General features: G+C 51.9%; 25 protein-coding genes, 5 tRNA genes and 1 riboswitch. Of the genes, 10 read left to right on the forward strand and 20 right to left on the reverse strand.

Annotated features, from left to right (window positions below; all coding sequences use genetic code 11):
- Window positions 1–101 precede the first annotated feature (101 nt).
- Window positions 102–326: an alpha/beta-type small acid-soluble spore protein gene (locus KZ483_RS22495; protein ID WP_220349745.1), complete on the forward strand. Its 225-nt coding sequence runs from the start codon at window positions 102–104 to the stop codon at window positions 324–326.
- Between the two features lie 69 nt (window positions 327–395).
- On the opposite strand, the gene KZ483_RS22500 is transcribed toward KZ483_RS22495, so the two are convergent.
- On the reverse strand, window positions 396–806 hold the full coding sequence (locus KZ483_RS22500; protein ID WP_220349746.1) for an O-methyltransferase: 411 nt from the start codon (window positions 804–806) through the stop codon (window positions 396–398).
- A gap of 251 nt (window positions 807–1,057) precedes the next feature.
- Here KZ483_RS22500 and KZ483_RS22505 point away from each other — a divergent pair, with 251 nt between their 5' ends.
- A complete protein-coding gene (locus KZ483_RS22505; protein WP_220349747.1) occupies window positions 1,058–2,317 on the forward strand; it encodes a methyl-accepting chemotaxis protein in 1,260 nt (419 codons plus the stop codon).
- Between the two features lie 146 nt (window positions 2,318–2,463).
- Window positions 2,464–3,501: a zinc-binding alcohol dehydrogenase family protein gene (locus tag KZ483_RS22510; protein ID WP_220349748.1), complete on the forward strand. Its 1,038-nt coding sequence runs from the start codon at window positions 2,464–2,466 to the stop codon at window positions 3,499–3,501.
- A 67-nt stretch (window positions 3,502–3,568) separates the two neighbouring features.
- Here the strand turns inward: KZ483_RS22510 and KZ483_RS22515 are convergent, their stop codons facing one another.
- Entirely contained in the window at window positions 3,569–4,531 is a 963-nt protein-coding gene (locus tag KZ483_RS22515) for an alpha/beta fold hydrolase (protein ID WP_220349749.1), read from the reverse strand.
- A 269-nt stretch (window positions 4,532–4,800) separates the two neighbouring features.
- Between KZ483_RS22515 and KZ483_RS22520 the strand changes: the two genes are divergently transcribed.
- Window positions 4,801–5,730, forward strand: coding sequence for a polysaccharide deacetylase family protein (locus tag KZ483_RS22520; RefSeq protein ID WP_258881382.1), 930 nt, complete (start codon window positions 4,801–4,803; stop codon window positions 5,728–5,730).
- Window positions 5,731–5,799: 69 nt separating this feature from the next.
- Here the strand turns inward: KZ483_RS22520 and KZ483_RS22525 are convergent, their stop codons facing one another.
- The gene (locus KZ483_RS22525) at window positions 5,800–6,459 is read right to left on the reverse strand and encodes a 3D domain-containing protein (protein ID WP_258881383.1); all 660 of its coding nucleotides are present in this window, start codon (window positions 6,457–6,459) and stop codon (window positions 5,800–5,802) included.
- Window positions 6,460–6,583: 124 nt separating this feature from the next.
- Window positions 6,584–6,776: riboswitch (cyclic di-AMP (ydaO/yuaA leader) on the reverse strand.
- A gap of 146 nt (window positions 6,777–6,922) precedes the next feature.
- Between KZ483_RS22525 and KZ483_RS22530 the strand changes: the two genes are divergently transcribed.
- Window positions 6,923–7,936 carry a mannose-1-phosphate guanylyltransferase gene (locus KZ483_RS22530; RefSeq protein WP_220349751.1) on the forward strand — a complete coding sequence of 338 codons (1,014 nt, stop codon included), beginning with the start codon at window positions 6,923–6,925 and terminating at the stop codon, window positions 7,934–7,936.
- Window positions 7,937–7,944: 8 nt separating this feature from the next.
- Here the strand turns inward: KZ483_RS22530 and KZ483_RS22535 are convergent, their stop codons facing one another.
- From KZ483_RS22535 to KZ483_RS22565, 7 genes are all read right to left on the reverse strand, one after another.
- Complete coding sequence (locus KZ483_RS22535; RefSeq protein ID WP_220349752.1) at window positions 7,945–9,384, reverse strand: PAS domain-containing sensor histidine kinase; 1,440 nt, start codon at window positions 9,382–9,384, stop codon at window positions 7,945–7,947.
- 134 nt (window positions 9,385–9,518) lie between these two features.
- A complete protein-coding gene (locus KZ483_RS22540) occupies window positions 9,519–10,151 on the reverse strand; it encodes a TetR/AcrR family transcriptional regulator (RefSeq protein WP_220349753.1) in 633 nt (210 codons plus the stop codon).
- A gap of 128 nt (window positions 10,152–10,279) precedes the next feature.
- Window positions 10,280–10,957, reverse strand: coding sequence for a CAP domain-containing protein (locus tag KZ483_RS22545; RefSeq protein ID WP_220349754.1), 678 nt, complete (start codon window positions 10,955–10,957; stop codon window positions 10,280–10,282).
- Window positions 10,958–11,057: 100 nt separating this feature from the next.
- Window positions 11,058–11,750 carry a peptidoglycan recognition protein family protein gene (locus tag KZ483_RS22550; protein WP_220349755.1) on the reverse strand — a complete coding sequence of 231 codons (693 nt, stop codon included), beginning with the start codon at window positions 11,748–11,750 and terminating at the stop codon, window positions 11,058–11,060.
- Between the two features lie 118 nt (window positions 11,751–11,868).
- On the reverse strand, window positions 11,869–13,017 hold the full coding sequence (gene dgoD, locus KZ483_RS22555; protein WP_220349756.1) for a galactonate dehydratase: 1,149 nt from the start codon (window positions 13,015–13,017) through the stop codon (window positions 11,869–11,871).
- A gap of 26 nt (window positions 13,018–13,043) precedes the next feature.
- On the reverse strand, window positions 13,044–14,201 hold the full coding sequence (locus tag KZ483_RS22560) for an HNH endonuclease (RefSeq protein ID WP_220349757.1): 1,158 nt from the start codon (window positions 14,199–14,201) through the stop codon (window positions 13,044–13,046).
- Between the two features lie 50 nt (window positions 14,202–14,251).
- Entirely contained in the window at window positions 14,252–15,124 is an 873-nt protein-coding gene (locus tag KZ483_RS22565; RefSeq protein WP_220349758.1) for an AraC family transcriptional regulator, read from the reverse strand.
- 91 nt (window positions 15,125–15,215) lie between these two features.
- Between KZ483_RS22565 and KZ483_RS22570 the strand changes: the two genes are divergently transcribed.
- The gene (locus KZ483_RS22570) at window positions 15,216–17,243 is read left to right on the forward strand and encodes a beta-galactosidase (RefSeq protein WP_220349759.1); all 2,028 of its coding nucleotides are present in this window, start codon (window positions 15,216–15,218) and stop codon (window positions 17,241–17,243) included.
- Between the two features lie 120 nt (window positions 17,244–17,363).
- On the opposite strand, the gene KZ483_RS22575 is transcribed toward KZ483_RS22570, so the two are convergent.
- The 6 genes from KZ483_RS22575 to KZ483_RS22600 all read right to left on the reverse strand — a co-directional run bounded on the left by KZ483_RS22575 (window position 17,364) and on the right by KZ483_RS22600 (window position 18,500).
- Window positions 17,364–17,448 (reverse strand) — tRNA-Leu (locus KZ483_RS22575).
- 34 nt (window positions 17,449–17,482) lie between these two features.
- A tRNA-Lys gene (locus KZ483_RS22580) sits at window positions 17,483–17,558 on the reverse strand.
- Window positions 17,559–17,562: 4 nt separating this feature from the next.
- Window positions 17,563–17,637: transfer RNA gene (locus KZ483_RS22585), tRNA-Glu, on the reverse strand.
- A gap of 180 nt (window positions 17,638–17,817) precedes the next feature.
- Window positions 17,818–17,908: transfer RNA gene (locus KZ483_RS22590), tRNA-Ser, on the reverse strand.
- 8 nt (window positions 17,909–17,916) lie between these two features.
- A tRNA-Asn gene (locus KZ483_RS22595) sits at window positions 17,917–17,992 on the reverse strand.
- A gap of 28 nt (window positions 17,993–18,020) precedes the next feature.
- On the reverse strand, window positions 18,021–18,500 hold the full coding sequence (locus KZ483_RS22600) for a SprT family protein (protein ID WP_220349761.1): 480 nt from the start codon (window positions 18,498–18,500) through the stop codon (window positions 18,021–18,023).
- 110 nt (window positions 18,501–18,610) lie between these two features.
- On the opposite strand from KZ483_RS22600, the gene KZ483_RS22605 reads away from it, so the two are divergent.
- On the forward strand, window positions 18,611–18,964 hold the full coding sequence (locus KZ483_RS22605) for a hydrolase/acyltransferase (RefSeq protein WP_220349762.1): 354 nt from the start codon (window positions 18,611–18,613) through the stop codon (window positions 18,962–18,964).
- 107 nt (window positions 18,965–19,071) lie between these two features.
- Window positions 19,072–19,227 carry a cortex morphogenetic protein CmpA gene (gene cmpA / locus KZ483_RS22610; protein ID WP_220349765.1) on the forward strand — a complete coding sequence of 52 codons (156 nt, stop codon included), beginning with the start codon at window positions 19,072–19,074 and terminating at the stop codon, window positions 19,225–19,227.
- Window positions 19,228–19,430: 203 nt separating this feature from the next.
- Here the strand turns inward: cmpA and KZ483_RS22615 are convergent, their stop codons facing one another.
- From KZ483_RS22615 to KZ483_RS22630, 4 genes are all read right to left on the reverse strand, one after another.
- A complete protein-coding gene (locus KZ483_RS22615) occupies window positions 19,431–21,635 on the reverse strand; it encodes a Tex family protein (RefSeq protein WP_258881771.1) in 2,205 nt (734 codons plus the stop codon).
- A gap of 110 nt (window positions 21,636–21,745) precedes the next feature.
- The gene (locus KZ483_RS22620) at window positions 21,746–22,375 is read right to left on the reverse strand and encodes an MBL fold metallo-hydrolase (RefSeq protein WP_220349768.1); all 630 of its coding nucleotides are present in this window, start codon (window positions 22,373–22,375) and stop codon (window positions 21,746–21,748) included.
- A gap of 1 nt (window position 22,376) precedes the next feature.
- Window positions 22,377–22,943 (reverse strand): thioredoxin family protein, encoded by a 567-nt coding sequence (locus KZ483_RS22625; protein WP_220349770.1) that lies wholly within the window; start codon window positions 22,941–22,943, stop codon window positions 22,377–22,379.
- Between the two features lie 93 nt (window positions 22,944–23,036).
- Window positions 23,037–23,645: an undecaprenyl phosphate transporter UptA gene (locus KZ483_RS22630; protein WP_220349772.1), complete on the reverse strand. Its 609-nt coding sequence runs from the start codon at window positions 23,643–23,645 to the stop codon at window positions 23,037–23,039.
- 159 nt (window positions 23,646–23,804) lie between these two features.
- Here KZ483_RS22630 and KZ483_RS22635 point away from each other — a divergent pair, with 159 nt between their 5' ends.
- Together KZ483_RS22635 and KZ483_RS22640 are read left to right on the forward strand one after the other, a co-directional pair.
- On the forward strand, window positions 23,805–24,251 hold the full coding sequence (locus tag KZ483_RS22635) for a cupredoxin domain-containing protein (protein WP_220349773.1): 447 nt from the start codon (window positions 23,805–23,807) through the stop codon (window positions 24,249–24,251).
- Between the two features lie 62 nt (window positions 24,252–24,313).
- A complete protein-coding gene (locus tag KZ483_RS22640) occupies window positions 24,314–24,625 on the forward strand; it encodes a dehydrogenase (protein ID WP_220349774.1) in 312 nt (103 codons plus the stop codon).
- Window positions 24,626–24,850: the final 225 nt, after the last annotated feature.

Below are 24,850 nucleotides of genomic sequence, written 5' to 3' on the forward strand. Positions count from 1 at the left end.
CTGGAAATTATTTCAGGACTTCTTATGAATTCCATATTGTATAAAAGGTTCCAACAGGAACAATAATAAGGGCCAAGACAAATGTAAGGGGGTGAAATACGATGGCAGGACAATCCCGCAACAGCAATCAGCTGGTCGTACCTCAGGCAAGCGCGGCTCTTGAGCAAATGAAGTTCGAAGTAGCACAAGAGTTAGGCATTCAAATTCCTCAAGACGGTTACTACGGCAACATGGCAACTCGCGATGCAGGCGCACTTGGGGGCTATATTACCCGTAAGCTCGTTCAAATAGCGGAGCAGCAGCTAGCAGGCCGATTCACCCGCTAATATGAAATACAAAAAATGCTGCCGCGCGAACGGGCAGCATTTTTCTTTTGTCAATGGACGGTTATCGCGTTAGAGGCTATCCCTCAAGGCCTGCTGCGAATACTTGGGCTGGTAGCGGAACATCCCGTTAGCCAAATTATAATTGGATTCGAAGAGTATGCTGGCCGACCAGGCGCCTGAGCTTGAACGTACGGAAAAATCATATAATATTTCTCCATGCGTCCAATTGCGTTTGAGCTTAAGCGAATCGATCGCCATTTGGCGAAAGGCCTGTACCTGAGAGACGGTCATCCCCTGTTCCGATTGACCGATCTCCCCATTTTTGCTTTCAATGGGATTGTGCCGAACCCCGTATTTACCGACTGCATTGTTACGAATATGTATAATGACGGTACCCGCTACAGCGTGAACAAGCTCCTCTTCCAGCTGCCTAAAAACAAAATCCACTTGCCGTGCCAATGACATCGTCTCCAAATTCATTTTAACCCCGCCTCCTGCCACACATTTTTTCTTGAAGTTTCCAACTGATGCTTCAGGCCCATTATATGACAGCCTTGTAGTTCATTCAACATATTTTTTTACAAAAACCTTACAGTAAAGTAGCACTTTCGACTTCTATTACGTTAATCAACTCCTTCTTTCGACTTGATACGATAGTAATAGACGAATATAGACAAAAGTTCCAGCGGTGCTATAATAAGATTATTCCAATAAAAGGGGAGCTTACCACGATGCAATGGTTTAATTCCTTATCGATACGCAATAAGCTTCTGCTCGGCTGCTATGCCATTGTCGGTATTTTCTCGATCGCACTTCTCCTTGGCTTGATTGCCACCGGCGGCAGCATGCTTCTCGGTTTCATCATCATCGCAATTGCGGCTGCGATAACCTTTCCTCTTGTTCGCGTAATTGAGAGAGCGCTTACATCTTCAATTGACGAGATGAGTTCGATCGCTTTCAGTATCGCAAAGGGCGATTTCACCCAGAAGGTGGATATTTCATCTTCCGCATCGCTCGGTGAGCTGGGATACTCCTTTAACAGTATGGTTGACAAGCTTCGCGATATTTTGAAGGAAACGTCGAATATCGCCCGCATCGTGAACGATACAAGCAGAAGCATTTTTGAAAAAAACAATAATTTGAAATTGGTCATGGAGCAAGCAGCCCTCTCGGCAGGAGAGCTGGCAACCGGCGCCAATCAGATCTCTGAAGATGTCGGCGAAATGGCCGAGTCAATTCGGGAAATCGAAGATAAAGTTGAGGCTTATGCCCGTTCGACTACAGAGATGAACCAACTGTCGGAGCAAACGCTTGGACTCGTGGAGAAAGGCCGGCAATCGGTTGAAAGCCAGTCCGCCGGCATGCAGCGAAATGTGGAGGCCACCTCGAATGTGGCCGCTACAATTGAGGATTTGGCGCGTAAGGCCGAGGGAATCTCTGTGATTACGCGAACGATCTCGGATTTGGCCGAGCAGACTAACCTGCTGTCACTGAACGCTTCAATTGAAGCGGCGCGGGCCGGCGATCACGGTAAAGGGTTTGCCGTAGTCGCCCAGGAAGTGCGCAAGCTTGCCGAGGAATCGACCTCTTCGACCAAAGAGGTATTTACTTTGGTTCGCGGCATCGTCAGCGGAGTTAATGAAGCTATAGATAACATCAAGATCAATGAAGAGGTTGTTCAGCTGCAAAACCAGCTCCTTCGCGAATCGGAGCACATTTTCTCCGAGCTTGTAGCAAGCGTTAATTTTATTACGAAACAGATTTACCAGTTCTCAAACGAAAGTAACCAGATGCTCGAGAGCAGCCGTAAAATCTCTGCAGCCATCCAAAACATCTCGGCAATTACTGAGGAGTCCGCCGCGGGCACCGGGCAGGTATCTGCTTCGATGAATGAGCATATCGGGTCAGTGCAGGCAGTCGTCGAGGAGACGGAGAAAATGCAGCAGGTCGTCTCGCAGCTTCAGCGGACTATTTCGATTTTTAAAGTGTAACGTTTAAATGGCGCACCCCCTAAGCCTACAGGCTGGGGGGTTCTTTGCGTGAGGCTTGTACCAGCAAACGGGAAATTACAATATGCTTCCACGCAAGCCGATTCGTTTATATAATCAATACATGAATGATGAGAGGAAGTTGCATTATGACAGAGCAGAATACCATGAAAGCCGTTGGATTAACCCGTTACCTGCCTATCGGGCATCCGGAAAGTCTGGTAGATATTAATGTGGACAAGCCTGCTGCAGCCGGCCGCGATATTCTGGTAAAAGTACAAGCAATCTCGGTCAACCCGATCGATACCAAGGTCCGTGCTCCGAAAGACCAGACGGAACAGGTCCCTCGAATACTGGGCTGGGATGTTTGCGGCATTGTGGAACAGGCGGGCGAGGACTGTACACTATTCAAATCCGGAGATGAAGTTTATTACGCAGGTACGATCAATCGTCCCGGCGGTAACAGCCAATACCACGTCGTAGACGAGCGGATTGTCGGGCATAAACCTAAAGCTTTGGATTATGCCGAAGCAGCCGCTCTCCCGCTTACTGGAATTACTGCCTGGGAAGCGCTGCATGAACGGCTGGGGATTCCTACTGAGCAGGATGCAAACGAGGGCAAAGCCATTCTTATTATCGGGGCGGCCGGAGGGGTAGGCTCGATTGCCACTCAGCTGGCCAGTCAAGCCGGACTGACTGTTATCGGGACAGCTTCTCGTTCTGAGACCGCCGAATGGTCCAGGCGGCACGGTTCCACTTATCTCATCAATCATTACCAGCCGTTTATGCCGCAATTAATGCAATTCGGTCTTGATTCCGTTCAGTATATCCTCTGCTTGAATGCCACGGAGCAGCATTGGACACATATGGCGGAGGTTATTTCCCCACAGGGGAAAATATGCTCTATAGTGGATGCGAAGGACCCGCTTAACCTGAATGTTTTAAAAAGCAAAAGCGCCTCATTCGTATGGGAGTTCATGTTTACAAAAGCGATGTATAAAACTGCCGACATGATTGAGCAGCATCATATTCTGAACCGTATTGCGGAGCTTGTCGACTCCGGCGACATCGAAACTACAATGACCGAAAGGCTTGCTCCGATTAATGCAGCCAACCTGCGCCTGGCTCATGCAAAGATAGAAGAAGGCGCAACGATTGGAAAAATCGTACTCGAAAACTGGGATTAACAAATGACAAGCACCTTCAAGCGCCGGTTGTCGAGGCTCCATGAGGGTGCTTGCTTTTTTAGGGCCCTTAATAATTCCCGAGAAAAAATTGAATGATCTTATCATGCAGCCCCGGAAGTCCTTCATGGCCGAAATCCGGAAATATTTCGAGCCTTTTGGGCGCCGTGATTTTATTATATGCGGCAAATTGCGTGGATGGAGGACAGACGGTATCCATCAGTCCGACCCCCAGCAGCACGTCGCCTCGGACACGATCGGCCAAATGCTGGATATCGATGTAGCCGAGCTTTGTGAAGATCGCATTCTCCCTTACATGCTGCGGGTCAAAATGACGGAAATAAGTGCGCAGCTCTGCGTAAGCATCCTTGGCCAAATCCATTTCCCATACGCGGCGGTAATCGCTTAAGAACGGATAGACAGGCGCCAGCTTGCGTATCCGAGGCTCAAGTGCGGCGCATGCTATTGTTAATGCCCCCCCCTGGGACCACCCGGTTGCAAATACCTGGCCGGGATCGACCTCGGGCATACTCATAACGATGGAAGCGAGCTGTGCTGTATCAAGAAATATATGTCGGAATAATAGATTGTCCGGTTCGCCGTCAAGTCCGCGTATGATATGGCCGTGATGGGTACTGCCAAGTACGCCTCCGATGTCCTGCGACGGCCCCCCTTGACCTCTGCAATCCATGGCGAACACCGAAAACCCCAGAGAAACGAATGCAAGCCGGTCGCTCCAATCGCCTGCATTGCCCGAGTAACCATGAAACTGAACGACTGCAGGATGCGGCTTATCCGCATGGCGTGGACGGGCATACTTTACATGGATACGGGCTCCCCGCACGCCGGTGAAGTACAGGTCGAAGCATTCCGCTGCCGGCGTCTGAAAAGCGCTGGGCACTAACTCTACTTGCGGATCGGTTTCACGCATCTCTTCAAGTGCTCTCGCCCAGTATTGGTCAAAATCGGCGGGACACGGATTAATTCCTGTATACGCTTGCAGTTGAGTAAGCGGCATATCTATTGTCGGCATGAGGCAGCTCCTTTGTTCTTATATTCAATTACATGTTAATGGTTTACCTGTTAGAGTGTAAAGAAATTTCATTATTTCTCCCCGCCCAATTCGATGTAATCCCCGCGCCATGCATGAAGGAAATCAGGAAGGGAATAATAATTCAACCAACAATACCATGTTACTCATGAAGAAGCGGCTAACGCTCTGCACGAACCAACAGAACAGGTGCTCTTCCCGCTTGGGTCTGTGCCTTCCGTGGAGGTGGAGTTAGCGGGAGGGAGTCCGGTATGCAATCGAACCGCCGCATGCAAAAGGCCGGTATATTGCTGCTTGCGGCATTAACGGCGCTTTGCCCTTCGATAGAATCGGATGCTTGGTATAGTCCTGGCCCTTCCCCCACACGTAATACCACCAAACAGGCGGCAAGCATGGCACAGCCATCATCACAGCAGGATCTTGCGCGTGAGAAGGAGGCCAGGGAATCCTCGGCATCCTTCCAGTTATCTCGAAAGCGGAAGCATCATAAAAAACGCCGCCGCGTCCAGGCGATGTCATGGGTATCGCTTCAAAAACGATACCCCGGAACTTTCATCATAGGCGGCCCGCGGAGTGCCCGAAAAGTAGCGCTGACCTTCGATGATGTGCCCGATCCGCGCTATACGCCGCAGGTGCTGGACATACTGGCCCGATATAAAGTGAGAGCCACCTTCTTTGTCGTCGGCTCACGCGCTGCCGCTTATCCGTCGATAGTTCGGCGGATGCGCCGGGAAGGCCACATTATCGGTAATCACTCCCTCAATCACGCGGTTTTTTCACGCATCCCGCTGGGCTCCTTTAAACGTCAAATTGTTCGGACGGATGCGATTCTGCGTCCCCTTGTCGGCTACAGTCCGAAACTAGTCCGGCCTCCCTATGGTGAAATCATGCCCAGCCAGATTGAATGGTTAAAGCAAAACGGGTACATCGTAGTAAATTGGGACGTTGACTCAGTCGACTGGCGCGGTACCGATAGCAGCCATATCCTTGTAAACATCAAGAAGACATTGCAGCCGGGATCCATTATTCTGCAGCATGCCGGCGGGGGAGTCGGCCAGGATTTATCAGGCACGGTAAAAGCCTTACCCAAGCTTATCAAGCTGCTTCGAAGCAAAGGGTACCAGATCGTCACGCTGCCCGATCTTCTAAGCAAGCCGGCTTCGCGCAACAGCAAAGGTTAAAAGCACAAACGGCGTCCCCGAGGGGACGCCGTTTGTGCTGCCGGCTTTCACTTACATGCCTATGTCCATTTATTTGTTTAAAACAAACACTTTGACATATTGGTATCCGAACTGACGCGCCTTTTTCTGCGATTGCGGCAAGAATATATCAATCCTGTCGCCTTTAATCGCGCTCCCCATATCGGTTGCGACCGCTATCATGCCTCCAACCGGTAACCCGTCATGGTTATACCCGGTAATATAAACTTTGCTGCCCATCGGTATCCGCTTGGGGTCAACCGCGATCGTGCCAAGCTTTAATGGGTTCCCGAAATAATCGACCGGTCCCCAGCCATTCTCTGAGGCCGCTGCGGTATAAGCGCTCGCTTTGGCTTGAATGACGTCCGAATAGCTGTACGAACGCCCCTTCACCTGCACGATATCGTTGCCCTCGGCTTTACCGCCCGCTGATTTCTTGATCTTAACTGCCGACTGGCCGGAATCATTCTTTGCCTTAATAGGAGCGCCCGGTATAACGATGGAGAGGCCTTTGTAAATATTGAGCGGATCCACCTTCGGGTTGGCTTTCATCAATCGTTCAAGCTGGACGCCGAAGCGTTTGGATAATTTCCAGAACGTGTCGTTGTCGGACGCTTTATACGCCGCGGCGGCATGTGCCGGACTGGCGTTAATGAGAATAGCAATGCTAAGCGCGGCTGCTGCTGCGCCCTTTTTCCAATTTTTAAACAACGTTTCTTCCTCCTTTTTATTTACGGACCCCCGCTCTGCCGGTGTGACCATTTTTGGCAGGAGCAGGCTCCGTCATCGCCAAACGAACTACCGCTTCGATATGAAAAAATTGCGGTTGATGACGCCCGTTTATGCATGCGGCCTACGAGGTTAGTTGTCGGATTCGGATTGAGGAGATCAACCCTACGCCTTGCGGATTGGCCGCGCAGCGATTCACCCCGAGCGTGAGATCATCCCATTGAATGATCTTCCGCAGGAAATACTCGCTTGTACTTCCTGAAAGTCCCCCGTACGATTAGTTTCGGCTCGCGTAAGAGAATATCACATCATGCCCTGTATTGAAACCGGTAAATACGACCAGCCCACTTATTTACAACGTACAAATGCCGTTTTCGGGGCGAATATAATGTCACTAAAATATGAGCGTACTATGTTTTTCGTTATTCGGGAGGTGGTTCAAACCATGAATGTGGTTATTATGGCAGGCGGCAAGGGTACCAGATTCTGGCCGCGAAGCGTCGACTCAATGCCAAAGCAATTTTTGCCCTTTCACTCCGAACGGACTTTGATTCAGGAGACGGTTAGCCGCTTTCGCAAAATTGTCTCGAGCTCCCGGTTGTATATAATAGCACCCGCCCGCTATCTGCCGCTCCTGGAAGAACAGCTTCCGGAATTCACGCAGGACCAGCTTATATTGGAGCCGGAGCAAAAGGATACGGCAGCCTGCATTGCTCTTGCCGCGTTTCGGTTCCAGCAAAGGGGAGACGACGAGCCGGCGATATTCGTGCCTTCGGATCAGTATATAGCGGAGGAGGAGCCGTTCCTTGCAGCCGTGAGACGTGCCGCGGAAATGGCGAAGAGGCCCGGTGCGATCGTAACGCTCGGGATCGAGCCTACCCGCCCGGAAACCGGATTCGGTTATATGAAGACAAAGGAGCCCGCAGCCGGTGAAGACCTGCCCGATAGCGTTCTCCCTGTTCTTCGCTTCATGGAGAAGCCGACAGCAGAGCGTGCCGAGAAGCTCATTCGCGAACCCGGCACTTACTGGAACAGCGGTATTTTTGTTTGCAAACCCTCAACTCTTGCCCGCCGAATGGAGCAATTCCAGCCGGCGATATGGAACAGCCTTATTGAGCACCCGCTCGATGTATCGGCGGCCTATGCCCTTATGCCGCGGCTTTCCATTGATTTTGCCGTCATGGAACGGGCCGAATCGATGTACTGTATACCGGTACAATGCGGCTGGGACGATATTGGTTCGTGGGCGGTGCTCGGCCGCCACTGGACGCCGGATGCCAATGGGAATGTGAGTAAAGGCAGCGTAACGCTCACGGAAGCAAGCGGTAATACGGTCTTTATTGCCGATAAGCATGCACTGATAATAGGTGTGCATGACCTTATTATCGTATCGACGCCTTCCGGTCTGCTTGTGTGCCCGAAAACAGAAGAATTCCGGCTGAGAATGTGGTTAAAGTAAGCTGTCTCTCACGAGGAAACACAGATCGGAAGCTCGACCGTTGCAGTTGTTCCACGTCCCGGTTCACTTGCAAAACGAATCGTACCATGGTGGGCCTCGATAATACGAAAGCAAATCATTAGACCAAGTCCCGTGCCGGTGCTTTTTGTAGAGTAAAAAGGACCGCCTAACAGATCAAGCTGCTCTTTTGGTATACCGACGCCTTGATCTTCAATCCGAATCAATACGGAATCCTCGGTGTTGCGCATTAAAAAAACCGTCAGATTACCGCCGTCCGGCATCGCTTCGATAGCATTTTTCATCAGGTTTATAAATACTTGTTTCAATTGGTGTTCGTCGCAATAAACCGAAGGAACATCAGAATCGAAGTTTGTTGTCATTCTCACGTTATTCATGATGGCCTGCGGCTCCAGGAGAGTCGTAACGCTGTCGAAAATTTTGGCCAAATCATGTACCGCGTACTGTTTCGCCTGCGGCTTCGCAAGCGCCATAAATTCCTGGACAATCGTATTGATCCTGTCGAGCTCCGTCAGCATAATATCGAAATACTCGTGATTGTGATTCACTTTGGATTTCAGAAATTGCGTAAAGCCTTTAAGCGAAGTAAGCGGATTACGGATTTCATGAGCTATACCCGCCGCCATTTGACCGACGACGGACAGCTTTTCCGAGCGGATCAACGCTTCCTCTTCCTTCTTTCTTTGAGTCAAATCGTGGTAGACGCTTTGGATCACAAAGGGTCTTCCCTGAAAATCATGGATCCGTATACTCGAAACCTCAACATCGATCACGCGGCCATCCAATCCAAGAAGCTTGCTTTCGGTAAAATCGAGCGGTTCATCCGATACGTATACTCTGCTGAAGCGTTCCTTGGTGATTTCCCGATAATCGGGGTGAATAAGACTCATATAAGGCCGGGAGAAAAGCTGCTCCTTGTTCGAGACGCCAAAAAGCTTTAAACCCGCAAGATTAACATATAAAATTTTCTCGCCGTCGTGGACGACGATAGGCTCAGGCAAATATCTTATCAAGCGCTGATAGCGTAGATCATTCTCGCGAAGCATCTGATCGGCCAATATTGAAGCTGTTACATCGAGGAAGGTTCCCATTAGTATTGACTTTTCTTTATGTGTAACAGGGAAAGCCTTCGCCTCGCAGAACACAATCGAATTATCTTTTTTGACAACTCTTAACCATTTGTTGATTGTTATTTTTTCGTTATTCAACCTCTTTTTAATTGTTTCCTCAAAAAACGAAAAATCGCGGTAATAAATGATATCCTTCGGATCCATATGAAGCAGTTCTTCCTCGGTGTATCCCAAGGTGTCTGCAATATACTTGTTGACAAATATGAATCGGCCTTCCTCTATAAGAAAAAATCCAATTCGCGACTCCTCTGCAATACAGTGAAAATATTCGGCAAATATCGATTTGTAGTCTTGGTTCATCGTCAGTACTCATCCCCCGGTTGGAAAATGCATTAACTATAAATTCGATATGTTTTGCCAATAACCTTTGTGTAAAAGACAAGTTTCAACATCTTTCACCTACAAACCTTCATCCACAAACCGTTGGGAACCGTTTACCGGATGCTTTGCTGTATACCGGCAACAAATATCCGTATACCGTCATAATAGATCGGCAGCGTCCGTTCCAGTAAAGCGGCGGTCGGCTCTTCACTGCCGATATAAGTGTTCACATACCCCTGCATGTAGTAAAAAAGCATTCTTCCATGATTAAGAGCTTTAGCCGGATCGACTCGGGCTGCACCGTCGCCGACGGCGTCACTCAGCGCATCATTAAGATGACCGAACAATCTGTTGCGGATTTGGTTCACTTCAAGAACAGGCTCCTTCTCATCGATCCTGACGGCTCCGGGTGTAATCAGGACGTGATAAAAGCTCCCTTTCGTAAGGCAAAATACAGCAAACTCACGGCAGACGGCAAGCAGCCTATCAATTTGCGAAGCTGAAGGATCCGCCATCCTCCCGAGCATCGCGGCTTCCATTTCCTTTAACGGCGGTATCGCGATTTGCTGCAGCAGATCTTCCTTGTTCTTGAAATACAAATAGATGGCTGTGTGCGAACAGCCCGCCGCTTTAGCTATCTCGCGCATCGTTACGGCAGCGAATCCCTTGTCTGCGAAAAGTGCAGCGGCAGCACTGCGAATGCCCGCCTTCATCTCTTCCGTCAACTGCTTTCGCCTTGTTGTCATTCATTACACAACCTTCCCAAGAGTATAACCGTTGGTTATATTTTAACATTGGTTATACTGATGTCAAACCTCCGCTTCCCTAGAGAACGCAAAAAAAGCAGCCATGTCGGCTGCTTTCGTACGGGGTATTAGGACGTAAATTCTTGCACCCATTCGCCGTTGTAGTAAGCAACGCCGATTTTATTGAAATTAGGGCTCAGGATGTTGGCACGGTGACCGGGGCTGTTCATCCAGGCCGTCATAACTTCTTGCGGTGTGCGCTGCCCTTTGGCAATGTTTTCGCCAGCATACGAATATTGAACTCCGTAGGCACGCATCATATCAAATGGCGAGCCGTAGGTGGGCGAATTATGATCGAAATAATTTTTATTGTACATATCTTTTGCTTTATCCAATGCTACTTTCGTAAGCAGCGCGTCGGATTTCAGCGCCGAGAGTCCTGCTTTGGCGCGCTCCTGGTTAACAAGCGTTACAACCTGTGCTGCAAAATTGCTTTGAGTTACCGTGCCTGCCCCGCCGCCTGCAGCGGTTCCGGTGCCGCTCTGAAGCGGAACACGAACGGTCATGCCGGGCCAGATAATGTTCGGATTATATAGGGAAGGATTTGCCGCGAGCAGTTTGCTGAGGCTAATGCCGTAGCGCTGCGCAATTTTATACATCGTGTCGTGATAGGCTACCTTGTAAGTAGCGTAGGTGGTATTCATGGAGGCTGCATCCGCCTTTTGCATGGCTGCTCCTCCGCCCAGTACGATCAATCCTGCTGCGAGTACACTAGCGATTCCTACTCGAATTGGCTGCATCTTCATGAAAAAAATTCCCCCTTAACGGTTGGTGGATTGCCGGTTTCCCTGACGCCACCCATGTTAACATAGGGGAATTCATAATTCATGCCTCAAAATATGGAATCTATGTGGGCCGCTGTCCGCTCGCTTTGCGCAGTTCGTTGGCGAGACGATGAATTTCCCTGCGTTCATCCGCTGATTTTGCCGCCGCATACGCAGGCTGCAGCCAGGTCGAAATAATCTTGTTCGCATCCTCCGGCTTCACCTTGATCGCCTCCTTCGACTCGACAAGATTGACAAACCAGGACTTCCCGATCGTGCTCCCCGGACAGGATTTACCGGGCTGCATTTCGCGATGAAACCGGATGTCCGAAGGCAGCAGGTTCCATAAATCGAGTATCGCCCGAGTCAAGCGGGCAGCAGTGTCAAGCTGAGGCGCCTCAAGCTTTTCTCCGCCGATATCAAAGTTGCCGATCATCTCGAACATGAAAGGATGGACACCGTCATTATCTGCATCGTTGAAGCCGGTTGAAGATGCCGGGGGCTGCAGCAAGGAACGACCCGTCCAGATATATCCGTCAGGGTCAACCGTCGCATGTTGTGCGATATCACTCCAGCCCATTTCCATGACATGAAAGCGCCACATGATTTGAATGATGCGTTCTTTGTCGGTAGCCGTGCGATAATCGGCAATTGTCGGCTTCCATGTGGCATGCACATGAACCTGGGAGAAGTTAACGAGACCGGTAAATGTCCCAAGCAACTCCACATACTGCTCTAGAGTATATCTGTCAAACGACTTGCGCTGAATCGGCATGTCCATCACTCCCATCCGCATCAAGCTGCTATTAATATATGCGAAATCCAGTGGATTCGACCGATGAATCAGCCCTGTTCAGCAGCCTCTATGACGCCATAATGTTCCCTGCCGCGCATTACCATTCCGTCACTGAGCCGTCGTTATTGCGCCACACAGGATTCCGCCAGCGATGACCTGCCTCCGAGAGCTTCCTGACATGCTCCTCATTAATATCTATCCCAAGCCCCGGAGCGGACAGCCGCTCGACGAAGCCGTCTTTATAGTGAAATACAGTCCCGTCCGTCAAGTAGTCGAGCAGATCGGAGCCTACATTATAATGAATGCCAAGGCTTTGCTCCTGTATGAATGCATTCGGCGTGCAAAAATCCAACTGCAGCGACGCCGCCAGAGCAATTGGCCCCAGCGGACAGTGCGGCGCGACGGCAACGTCATAGGCTTCGGCCATCGCCGCTATTTTGCGCACTTCCCATATCCCCCCTGCGTGACTGAGATCCGGCTGAATAATGTCGGCCCAGCCTTCTGACAGCAGCTGCTTGAAGCCCCACCTCGTGTACATCCGCTCGCCAGTTGCAATAGGAACCGCCGTTATGCGTGCGATTTCGCGGAGCGCCTCGTTATTTTCCGGCAGTACCGGCTCTTCGATGAACATCGGCTTGAACGGTTCCATCTCCTTGATCAGCGCTTTAGCCATCGCTTTGTGGACGCGTCCGTGAAAATCGATGCCGATTCCGATACCGTAGCCGACGGCTTCGCGAACTCTTGCCAGATTTTCCACGGCTTGCTCCACCTTGAGCGCTGAGTCGATCCATTCGAACTCCGCCGTTCCGTTCATCTTGAGCGCCGTATACCCTGCCGCAACCTGGGCTGTCGCGGAAGCCGCAACCTCCGAGGGCTTGTCTCCCCCGATCCAGGCATAGACTCGCATTTTGTCGCGCACCGGTCCGCCAAGCAGCTCATAAACAGGAACGCCAAGCCGTTTACCTTTAATGTCCCATAATGCTTGCTCGATGCCCGAAATCGCGCTGGTCAGAATCGGTCCGCCCCGGTAAAAGCCTCCCCGGTACAGCACCTGCCACAAATCCTCGATATTCCCGGCATTCCTGCCGATCAGATAATCGCTCATCTCGTTGACGGCGGCCATTACCGTGTCCGCCTTGCCTTCAACAATCGGTTCTCCCCAGCCAACCAACCCGTCATCCGTCGTGATTTTCAGAAACAGCCACCGTGGCGCCACTTTAAACAGCTCCATCGATTTAATTTTCATGTTTTTCATCCCTTCGAAATGGATAGCTACAGAAAATCGTCGTAAGTGAAATCCAGGCTGTCGGCTTTCTTCAAATTACAGTCGGCACATGCGCACACGCAGTTGTCGGGGGAGGACAACCCGCCCTTGGATTTGGGCATCACATGATCGATCGTGTCCCCAAAACGACCGCAATACCGGCAGATATAGTTGTCCCGTTGAAGAACAAGCAGTCGAAAGTCGCTCTTCGAATAAAGTTTATGAATAAGACCGGGATTAATGATGCCCGCGGCTCCTTCATTAACCATGCGAACCGCCATTTCCAGCGGAATTTCCGTTGACCAGCGTCTGCTTGTGTCTCTGCGGCCGCGGAGCCTGATCATGCCGCTCCCCCTGTCGTTCAAGACAGAGGCATCATAGGTGAACGGTCCTTTAAACGGCATGATCCGTTTATCCGCAGGCCGTTTCCGTACTCCCTCGCCCGGCGGGTGCTGCACAGAAGTTGTGTGCGCTTTCGCTCTGTCTTTATGCTGTTTCCGCCGGCGGCGTTTGCGCTTACGCTTGGGCCTTGGAATGTCTGTTCCATTGTCAGGATGCACCGGTCTAATCAAGTCCATCGAAGATACCGTTTGTGAGCCGGCCGAAGGATGGCCTTCGGTCTCCGGCACCGTTTGCAAACGTGACTCCCCGGTAGCCGCGAACCCGGCTTGAGTATCGGCCTGGGTGGTGAGGACTGGATTCTGCTCGTCCCTGCCCGACGCGGCCGGTCCTTCTTTGTGGTTCGCCTCGTTGTCCCCATGCCGGTTTTTAACCGACCTGCTCCTGCCGCGGCGGCGTCTCTTGCGCTTTCTCTGCGGCTTCTTCCCATCATCAAGCCGCTGCATTGCAGGCATCGTCCCAGCTTCTTGCGCATCTGCATCCGCACTAGCTTCATTATTAGCGTCAGCGGCAGCGTCCGAAACCGGAGAAACTCCCATCAGCAAGGCTTTACGCTTCGGTTTGGCTTCACTTCCCGGCTTGGCGGCCTGCATCGCTTCCTCCCCGCTTAAAGGGGCCACGGGAACCGCTTCTCCGCGCGCCGCTTCTCGCTGCCGCTTGCGCGTGCAGGATCGGCACGTTCCACGCCGGCCTGTGCTCCCGGACCGTTTGGTATAAGCGGAAAGCGGCTTCTCCCTGCCGCAAACCGCGCATTTTTTCACATTCATTATTATCCTTCGCTCCGTTCATCTGCAATAGGCCCTGCGTCTTATTCGTGCTAAGTTGTAAGTCCCTGCAGTTTGCGAAACTGCTCGGGAGTCATTCCTTCCGTCTTGCCGAAGGCGGAGATAAAGTGACTGGGATCGCGGTATCCCGACAGCTGGGCGATTTCTTTAATCGATCTCCGGTCGCTGTGGCTCATCAGTTCCTTCGCTTTGCGTATACGCAGCCGAATCAAATAGGCATACGCCGTAATGCCGAAGGCTTGGCGAAAAAGCGCATTCAAATAACGCGGGCTTATGCCAAGCCGCTCAGCCATATCCGTAAGGCCGATCTCGGGATCGCCGTATATTTGATCGAGCCACTGCAGAAGCGGGTCCAGCTTCTCCAAATGCTGAAATAGCGAAGACCGGCCTCCCGTCTGCCCGTATATTTTGATCATCGTCAAGAACCTGTAGAGCTGGGCTGATGCATTCAGTCCCGTGCGGTCCTCGTCATGCTGCGTTTGTTCGATCATATCCATCAATTGCGCCGTAATCGGCGCATCATCATTCCAGTGAAGCCACTCAGTATGCCGGATACCCAGCGATGCGAGCAGCGATTCGGCAAGCGAGCCTCCGAAGGTCACATACAGGGTGGACCATTTCTTCCCTTTCGGTGCATAGGCGTGCGGCACCCCTGGGAAAAGAAGCGCACCGTTGCCTTGCGGCAGAAAAAATCTGCTTCCGCTGAGTTCAAACTCGCCCTCGCCTTCCAGTGTCTGGAGCCAATGGAAGCAGGGATAGCCTTTACGTCTCGATACCGATTCCTGAAGGGGATTAAAGCCGATGCTCTCTACAAACAGCGGTAAATCGTTCTCCCCCAGCACAAACATAAAACGCCGCAGGTGATCCTCTACAACCCAATCCTTACGCCGGACAATCTGTTCCATATTATCATATCCTGCCTATCGAAATATTATATATCGTTTACGAGAATCATATCATAAAATGAAGCTACAAACATCATTAGGAGCTGATATCTTGAACACATCAAAACTGCCCAAAATGTTATATGGCGGCGATTATAACCCCGAGCAATGGGACCGCAGCGTGTGGCCTGAGGATATGCGAATGCTTCGTCTGGCAGGCATGGATATCGCCACCGTTAACGTTTTTTCCTGGGCTATGCTTCAGCCGGATGAAACCACCTATAATTTTGAAACGCTTGACGACATCATGGACATGCTTCACAAGAATGGCATTTTCGCATGCCTGGCCACAGCAACAGGGGCTCATCCCGCCTGGATGGCACGCAAATATCCGGACGTGCTGCGCACCGACTTTGACGGCCGAAAACGCAAATTCGGCGGACGCCACAACTCTTGTCCGAACAGTCCGAACTACCGCAATTATTCAACTCTTCTTGCCTCCAAAATCGCCGAGCGTTATAAAGATCATCCTGCACTGCTGCTGTGGCATGTCTCGAACGAATACGGCGGAGATTGCTATTGCGATAACTGCGCGGCCGCTTTCCGCGTTTGGCTTCGACGGAAATACGGTACGCTGGACAAGTTGAACGAGCAGTGGAATACCCGCTTCTGGGGCCATACCTTCTACGATTGGGAGGAAATCGTTCCTCCGAACGCCCTCTCCGAGCAGTGGACCGGCGATCGTACCAATTTCCAGGGAATTTCACTCGATTACGCGAGGTTCAACTCGGACGGCATGCTTGACTGCTACAAGCTCGAGTACGAAGCAATTAAGCGGCATACCCCGGATATTCCGGTTACCACGAATCTGATGGGAACCTACAAGACACTCGATTATTTCAAATGGGCCAAGCATATGGATATCGTGTCCTGGGACAATTATCCGGCAGCCGACACTCCGGTCAGCTACACCGCAATGACCCATGACCTTATGCGCGCACTCAAAGGCGGCGCGCCGTTCCTGCTAATGGAGCAGACGCCAAGCCAGCAGAACTGGCAGGCCTATAATTCGCTGAAGCGTCCCGGCGTTATGCGGCTGTGGAGCTATCAAGCGGTAGCGCACGGCGCGGACAGCATCATGTTCTTCCAGCTTCGCCGTTCAGTCGGCGCTTGCGAGAAATATCACGGCGCGCTCATTGAGCATGTCGGGCACGAGCATACGCGGGTATTCCGCGAATGCGCAGAGCTTGGGGGCGAGCTGCAGAAGCTCGGAGACAAGCTGCTCGGCTCAAGGCTACCAAGCAAGGTGGCCATCATGTACGACTGGGAAAACCGCTGGGCGATCGAATATTCCAGCGGACCAAGCATCGCGCTGAAATATGTGGACGAAATCCATAAGTATTACGATGCGCTCTACCAGCTTGGCATTCAAGTGGACATCGTCGCTTTCGATGACGATTTGAGCCCGTACGATATCGTGCTTGCGCCGGTCATGTATATGGTCAAACCCGGTATGACGGAGAGGATCGAAGCTTTCGTCAAGAAAGGCGGCACATTCCTGACCACCTTCTTCAGCGGCATCGTGAACGAGAACGACATCGTCACGCTGGGCGGTTATCCGGGAGAGCTTCGCAGCCTGCTCGGCATATGGGCCGAGGAGATCGACGCGCTATTCCCCGGTGATTCCAACCGGATCGTCATGAAGGATTCGCTGGGAGCGCTGAAGGGCGAGTTCAAATGCTCGTTGCTCTGCGATATCATACATTCCGAAGGCGCAGACGTAATCGCAGAATACGGCGACGACTTCTATGCGGGATCGCCTGTGGTGACTCGAAACCGCTTCGGCGCCGGCGAGGCATGGTACGTTGCCTCCAGCCCTGATGCGGAGTTTCTGCAGGGCCTCCTGAGCGCTCTCTGCGCCGAGCGCGGCATACAGCTGCTTCCGGGCAAACAGCCGGGCGTGGAAGTAACCTGCCGCGTTAAGGACGGGCGGTCATACTTGTTTGTCATGAATCATAATGCCAATGCGGTAACCGTTACTTTCGGCGAAGACTATGGGACCGACCTTCTCACGGACAGGGCTGTCTCCGGCGATACTCAGGTTGAAGGGCGCGGCGTCATGATTGTAGAAGCTTCCTAAAGCTGTAACGCGAATATGGCGAGTAAAAGGCGTGGACTTGTTGTCCCGCCTTTACTCGCCTTATTCGTGTCATATAAATAAAAAAACCCTTGATTATCAAGGATTTGTTGTAGGTAAGGTTGGTGCGGTCGGCGGGATTTGAACCCGCACACCCAATGGGCGCCACCCCCTCAAGATGGTGTGTCTGCCGTTCCACCACGACCGCGGAGTGATATGCAATTGACATATCAGTTTAAAAATGGTGAGCCATGAAGGACTCGAACCTTCGACACCCTGATTAAAAGTCAGGTGCTCTACCAACTGAGCTAATGGCTCAAAGTGGTGACCCGTAGGGGATTCGAACCCCTGTTACCTCCGTGAAAGGGAGGTGTCTTAACCCCTTGACCAACGGGCCACGATGTTGTGCTCAGTGTCGACTCTTTCAGACGACAAGAATTAGTATAACGAATTTCGACGTTCGCTGCAAGCATTTTTTTGTTTCCTGTCGAGTTTTACCCGAACTGTAAGCTCAGCAAACATCGATTGAGGCAAACAAAAAGGACCTGCTTACCGGCCCATGCTTGTCTAAACATTATGGCGGAGAGAGAGGGATTCGAACCCTCGCACCACTTGCGCAGTCTAACCCCTTAGCAGAGGGTCCCCTTGAGCCACTTGGGTATCTCTCCAAAAGAAATGGCTCCCCGAACAGGACTCGAACCTGTGACAACTCGATTAACAGTCGAGTGCTCTACCAACTGAGCTATCAGGGAATGTATTTTAGTGACAAGAAATAATGTATCATGATTCAATTTTGAAGTCAAGCATAAAAATGTTCAAGTTTCCGCGGCACTTTCCGCAGGCGAACCGGCGAGGATCGACCTTCCTCTTGCGGAAATATTCCGTGCCGCAGCTTCGGCAAACAAGCTTGTACCTGTGCGGCTCGACCTTCCTGTTTTCCCGTCCCGGCAGCGATTTGCAAAAACGCGTTCCGCCGACTTTCGCGAGCAGATTTTTGAAATCCGCGTCCCGATGTCTGTATCCCCGCTTCAATAAATGCAAATGATAATGACACAGCTCATGCTTTATGATTTTCTCGGTCTCCTCCACGCCGTAGTTCTCCAGCTGGTGGGGGCTGATTTCAATGTTGTGGGTTTTCGTGAAATACCGGCCGCCTGTCGAAGTGAGGCGCCTGTTGAATGTCGCTTTATGACGGAACGGGAGCTGAAAATAATGAAGCGAGACCCGTTCCACCCATGCCTGAAGTATATGATCCTGCATCTTCTGTTCTCCTTCAAATTATTACACATTAATACTTGAATTTTAAAGGACGAATACGCTACACTGTCAAGTAGTATTCACCTGCTGGATTCGAGGGGAGAGCATACAAGATGACATTGATGCGCTATATAATAATGAATAACGGGCAAGACGTTTCTTTCGTAGAAATGCCCGAATCGCATGCATACCAGCTGAGCGCGCTCAATTTGCGCCTGCACAAAGAAATTGACAAGCTAACCGCAGCCAACGTGCCGGCGCTGCCTTATGCCGTGGCGGAGTGCGCCGATCTCGAGCTGCACGATAAATCTGCTGCCGTTCATACGGGTCTTGATTATTTAAACCAACTGGAACGCGATTTCTCGTCGATTGAGGAGAAATCGTATCCGCTTATCTCGCTGCTCACTGAAATTCGCGCGCTGCAGGCTCAGCTTGAACAGTGGTACGAAGAAGAAGCGGATATGTAAAATGGCTTAAAAATCAGTCCGGAGCCAGGATGGACCTGCACGGACAATCGCCCATCCCCATATGCTAGTTACTACAACGAGTGACGGCTGGAAGGAGGGCGAAGAGTGTGCCGCAATGGCTGTGCAATCAATTAATGCGTGCTTTCATGAAGAAGGACCGCCGGCAAATTCGTCTGCTGAACGATTGCTGGTATTTCTACCGTACGAAACAACGGCCGGATGACGACTCGGCAAACGAGCTTGCAACCGACGACAGGTTTTGAAGGAAAAGCCTTTTGTCTCGAATGCCCATAAAGGATAAGGGTGTTACCTTTGAGCAGTGACTTCGCGTAAGTGGCTGCTTGTAGATAACACCCTTTCTTTATTTTGCCCGACAAGCGGGAAGCTTTTGGAAGGCAAATCAGAAAGCATTCCTTGAAGCTTTGCCGCAGAAAAATCCAGCTTGTTTATCGCTTCCCGGATACTATTAATCAGGCTTGCGCATCGTTAAGCCGACGCGGCCTTTTTTCAGGTCGACGTTCAATACCCAGACCGTCACCGTATCGCCGACCGATACGACGTCCATCGGATGCTTCACGAATTTATTGCTGAGCTGGGAAATATGGACGAGGCCGTCGTTCTTGATTCCGATGTCGACGAATGCCCCGAAATCGATCACATTGCGCACGGTGCCGTGCAGCTCCATACCCGGCTGCAAATCCTCGATGCTCAGAACATCGGTGTGAAAAATCGGGGCCGGCAGCTCCTCCCGCGGATCCCTCCCGGGACGCAGCAGGCTGTCGACAATATCGCGCAGCGTCGGAATGCCGACGCCGAGCTTCGCGGCGACCTCACCGGTGTCCAAAGCCGCAAGAGAGGCTTTGAACGTGTCTGTGCCAAGCTGTTCGAGCTTCAATCCTAGCTCCTTGCAAAGCTTGTCGACGACGCCGTACGATTCCGGGTGTATCGGAGTGCGGTCAAGCAGGTTCGGACTCTCAGGCACACGGATAAAACCGATGCACTGCTCGTAGGTTTTGGCGCCGAGCCTCGGAACGCTTTGCAGCGTTTTCCGGTCGTTGAATTTGCCTTTCTCCTCGCGGTATTTGACAATGTTCCTCGCCGTGGTAGCATTGATGCCCGCCACATAGGACAACAGTGATGGAGAGGCGGTGTTCACGTCTACGCCGACGTGGTTAACCGCCGATTCCACGACTCCCCCCAGCGTTTCTTCCAGCCTCTTCTGGCTGACATCATGCTGGTATTGGCCTACGCCGATCGCTTTGGGCTCGATCTTCACAAGCTCCGCGAGCGGGTCCTGAAGGCGTCTTGCTATCGAGACGGCGCTGCGCTCAGCAACATCCAGCGACGGGAATTCCTCCTGAGCCAGCTTGGAAGCGGAATAGACGCTCGCTCCCGCTTCGTTGACTATTATATATTTCAGCTCACGAGCCTTATCGGACCCGGCACTCTTCCGTTTGGCGATCAGGTCCGCGATAAACTGCTCGGTCTCGCGTGAAGCGGTGCCATTGCCTATGACAATCAGCTCGACCTTGTATTTGTCGATCAGGCCGCCGATCAGCTTCTCCGCTTCGGCTACTTTGTTGTTAGGCGGCGTCGGATACGACACCGCCACCTCAAGAAGCTTGCCGGTCTCATCGATGACTGCGAGCTTGCAGCCTGTACGAAAGGCCGGATCGACCCCGAGTACAACGTTTCCGCGCACCGGCGGCTGCAGCAGCAGGTTGCGCAAGTTCGCCGAGAAAATTTGGATCGCATGCTCCTCAGCCTTTTCGGTCAGCTCGCCGCGCACTTCACGCTCAATGGAAGGCGCGATAAGCCGCTTATAAGCATCCTCTATCGTCTGCAGCAGCATCTCACGGATGGCGGGCGCCGTGCCGCCGCGAATAGTCTGTCGGTCCATATAGTCGCGTATCCGCTCAGAGGCGATATCAAGAGACACTCGCAGCACGTCTTCCCGCTCGCCGCGGTTGATCGCAAGCGTACGATGAGGCGGAAGCCGCTTGACAGGCTCCTGATAGGCATAATACATCTCATAAACCGTTTCCTGCGAAGCATCCTTCGCCTCCGTACGCATCACGCCATTATCGAACGTATACCTGCGTACCCATGCGCGGATCTTCGCGTCGTCGGCGAGCTGCTCGGCGATAATATCCATCGCCCCCTGAAGTGCTTCCTCCGCAGTCGCGACGCCTTTACCCGCATCGACATAGCGCACCGCTTCGCGCAGAGGCTCGCCCAGACGAGGCTGAGAGAGCAGCCAATTGGCGAGCGGTTCGAGGCCCCGTTCCTTCGCCACACTTGCGCGCGTCTTCCGCTTTTGCCGGTAGGGCCTGTACAGATCCTCAACTTCCTGGAGCTTGATGGACGCTATAATGGATTGGCGGAGTTCCTCCGTCAGCTTGCCCTGCTCGCCGATAAGTCTGATAACCTCGCGTTTGCGGTTCTCGAGGTTTCGCATATACTGCAGCTTCTCCTCGATCGACCTGAGCTCGTTCTCGTCCAATTCGCCGGTCATTTCCTTACGGTAACGTGCGATAAAGGGAATCGTATTGCCTTCGTCCAGCAACCCTACCGCTGATTTCACCTTCGTGACAGGCAATCCCAGCTCAGCGGATATCCGCTTTGTGATCCTCTCCTGTTCTGCCGCTTGCTCCTCGGGCGTTAGCTCGATTTTGCCCCCGGATCCGGCTTCTGTATCTTCTTCCTTTAAACGCTGCTTCGTTGTTTCAGCCAATTCAAGCTTCCTCCATCCATAAACGGGATATAACCCCTACGTACAGCCTATGCCGGTACGTAAGGGTTGTTCGCCATTTCAAAACCTATTGTCGTCTGGGGTCCATGACCCGGGTAGACGCGCACATTCGGATCCACCTTGTACAGCTTGCCGCGAATGGAATCGTATAAATCCCGCTCACGGCCGCCAGGAAGGTCCGTTCGTCCGACGGACATTCGAAACAGTACATCGCCGCTGATCAGATGCTCGCCGCACAGCAAGCTGATGCTGCCTGGAGAATGACCGGGCGTGTGCATTACCCGGAACGTATGGCCGATCAGTTCGAGCTTCTGTCCTTCCGATAGCGCAAATTCAGCCGGACCCGTTGTAAGCGGGGGCGTCACATCCGACCATCTCGCGGAACCGTTCTTCTTCGCGTCGGTCAGCCAGTCCGCCTCCAGATCATGGATATAAACCGGGCATCCGGCCGCTTTGCGCAGTTCGTCTACGCCGCCCATATGGTCAAAGTGCGCGTGCGTCAGCACGATTGCTTCAATTTCGAGACCACGAATACGTTCCAGCAGCCGCTTCGGCTGCATTCCGGGATCGATCACAAAGCCGCGTTTACCCGTTTCGTCTGTAATGAGGTACGCATTCGTTTGCAGGGGACCAAGAGTGAAAGTTTCAATATTCAGCATCTTAGAACGATGAGAGCAGCTTGCGCAGCTCTTGTACGATTGTTTGCTGGTACTCTGTCCCTTCGCCGTAGCGCCTGCCCATTTCCTGCCGGGCAAGACCGAGCTTCTCCTGGTAATCCGCCGCTTCGCGGTCGGGATTAGCCAGCTTGAAGGCGGTCATCGCTTCCTGCACATGCGCCGGACGAGGTCCCCATTGCCCGAGCACATGACCGCCGGTATCGGCGAAAATAACGATCGGAATCGCCCGTCCGCCCATCGTCAGAAATTCATCCATCGTGTCGAGATGCTGCTCCATAACGAGCACCTCGGTTGGAATTCCCGTTATTTCGAGTGTCTTGAATACGACCGGCACATTGCGCACAACATCGCCGCACCAATCGGCCATTAGAATAAGACAGCGCAGATCGTCGCGGTTGTTCATCGACTCGAAGAACTCCCGGTCGTCGTCGCTTGCCCATTCAAAACGGTTTCCCCAACCCAGGAAGGCTTCTTTATTCTTCTCCATCGAATCGATAAACTTCTGCGGGCTGATCCCTTTGTTCAACTTGCCTGCTACGCTTTTGCTCATATGATAAGCCTCCTGAAATTATTTTCCACAGTTCCGTTATAAATCTGATTGTACCAAACGCCGCTTCCGCTCCACAAACTATTCGACAGCACGTTAAACGGTTTTGCCGCGTTTTCTGAGCACTTTGATAACAACATAAATGATCAGAATTGCCAATGCGGCCAATATGGCCGGCTGTACATAAGGCGCCGCCTTCTCATCGATCGTCTCCCATTGGTCGCCAAGCTTCCAGCCTAAATAAACGAACAGAATCGACCACGGAATCGAAGCCAGCGCAGTCAGCAGCGTAAAAAGGCCGAACGGCATTTTCGCGATACCTGCGGGTATTGAAATAACCTGCCTCATAACCGGTACGAATCGGGCTGTAAAGACGATCCCGGCGCCGTACTGTTTAAACCAGCGATCGGCAATATCCAGATGCTTAGGTTTAATCTTTATGTATTTGCCGTATTTCTCAAAGAATGGCCGACCGCCATAACGGCCGATCGCATACAAAATCCACTGCTGCGCCACCGCGCCGAGCGTGCCGAACACGACTGCGCCAAGAAAGGTGATTTCGCCCTGATGCACCAGATAACCGCCGAAACCGAGTACGATTTCGCTTGGAATGACTTCAATCGCAAGTCCGATAAAGATACCAAAATACCCTAAGCTTTCCACCCACTGCAGCAGATTGTTAATCAGATCATGAATCCAGCTCATTCTCCGTCTCCCATCATCCCAATATTTTTTTATGTCAAAAATATCTCTCTATCGGTATTCTAGCATACTTCCAGACAGGCCTCCAATATGAGTCATGCGCTGACAAGCCCAGGCATAGACTAGCTGTAATCATACGAGAAAAGAAGGTGAATGTTCCATATGGCCAAAATCTTTGTAGTCAGCAAAAAGCAAATCCGCTTGTTTGCCATCCTCATTCTTGTGCTGTTTATTGCAGCCGCCTGCCTAAAATGGAACCAGACCAGAACGGCGATGGCCATTCCGCCCCAGGAGCGTGTTTTCCATCTCGTCACCGGCGAGTTTCAATCGAAGACGGCGGACGGCAAAGAAATCGAGGTTTACCGATGGGATCCGGGAACGCTTATCGTAAATGCAGGCGAGCAGGTGGAGCTGCGGATAACCGGAATAAACGGGGCGTCGCATCCATTCGTAATTGAGGGGCTCGGGGTCAAGGGCGAGGTAACCAAAGGCAAAACGACATCCGTCCGCTTCTCGGCCGAAACGAAAGGCACTTACCCGATCGTCTGTCTCACACACACCACAATGGACCAGGGCGGGCCTATGGTCGGCTATATCGTCGTTCAATAGAAGCACTGCAGTGACCGGACACAGTCCGGGCGCATATATAGGGGTGAGAGGAGTCGTTTACGATGAAACCTTCACCCCCAAAACATCAAACGGGCTACCCAACCGCCCGGAAAATCAGACGCGCCTGCGAAAACGAGCTGTACCGCACTGTCAAGCGGCTCGGTATTTGGGTTCCCAAAGAGCGGATGGCTCAAGCGGAAAAGCTGTATTTCGAGAAAGTAGCGCTAAATTTGCCCTGGATCCATGAGAACGGCAGCAACCGCAAGCTCCTCGCCGATTGGTGGGACGAGAACGTTAGCGGGGAAATAGCCGAACTGTGGGAAGTCGAGCCAAATAAGCTTCGGAGCGCCTTTCGGGACGCTTTCGGGGCATAAGCGGGCATAATAAAATTGCCTTTCCGGGTGATCAGAAGCAGACATATGACGGATTTCCGGTATCAAACAATTAACAGCAGCACTGCTCCATCGGGGAGCCGTGCTGCTGTTTTCGTGTATGAGGGATATGCTCGGTAGGAACCGCATAAGCGCAAAGGTTGCTGCCATCGCTGCTTGCGAACAGATGGAGCGGCTATCATACAGCTTATGCAGCGGCGTCTTTAA

The organism is Paenibacillus sp. sptzw28 (assembly GCF_019550795.1).
In the GTDB taxonomy this organism is placed as follows: Bacteria; Bacillota; Bacilli; order Paenibacillales; family Paenibacillaceae; genus Paenibacillus_Z.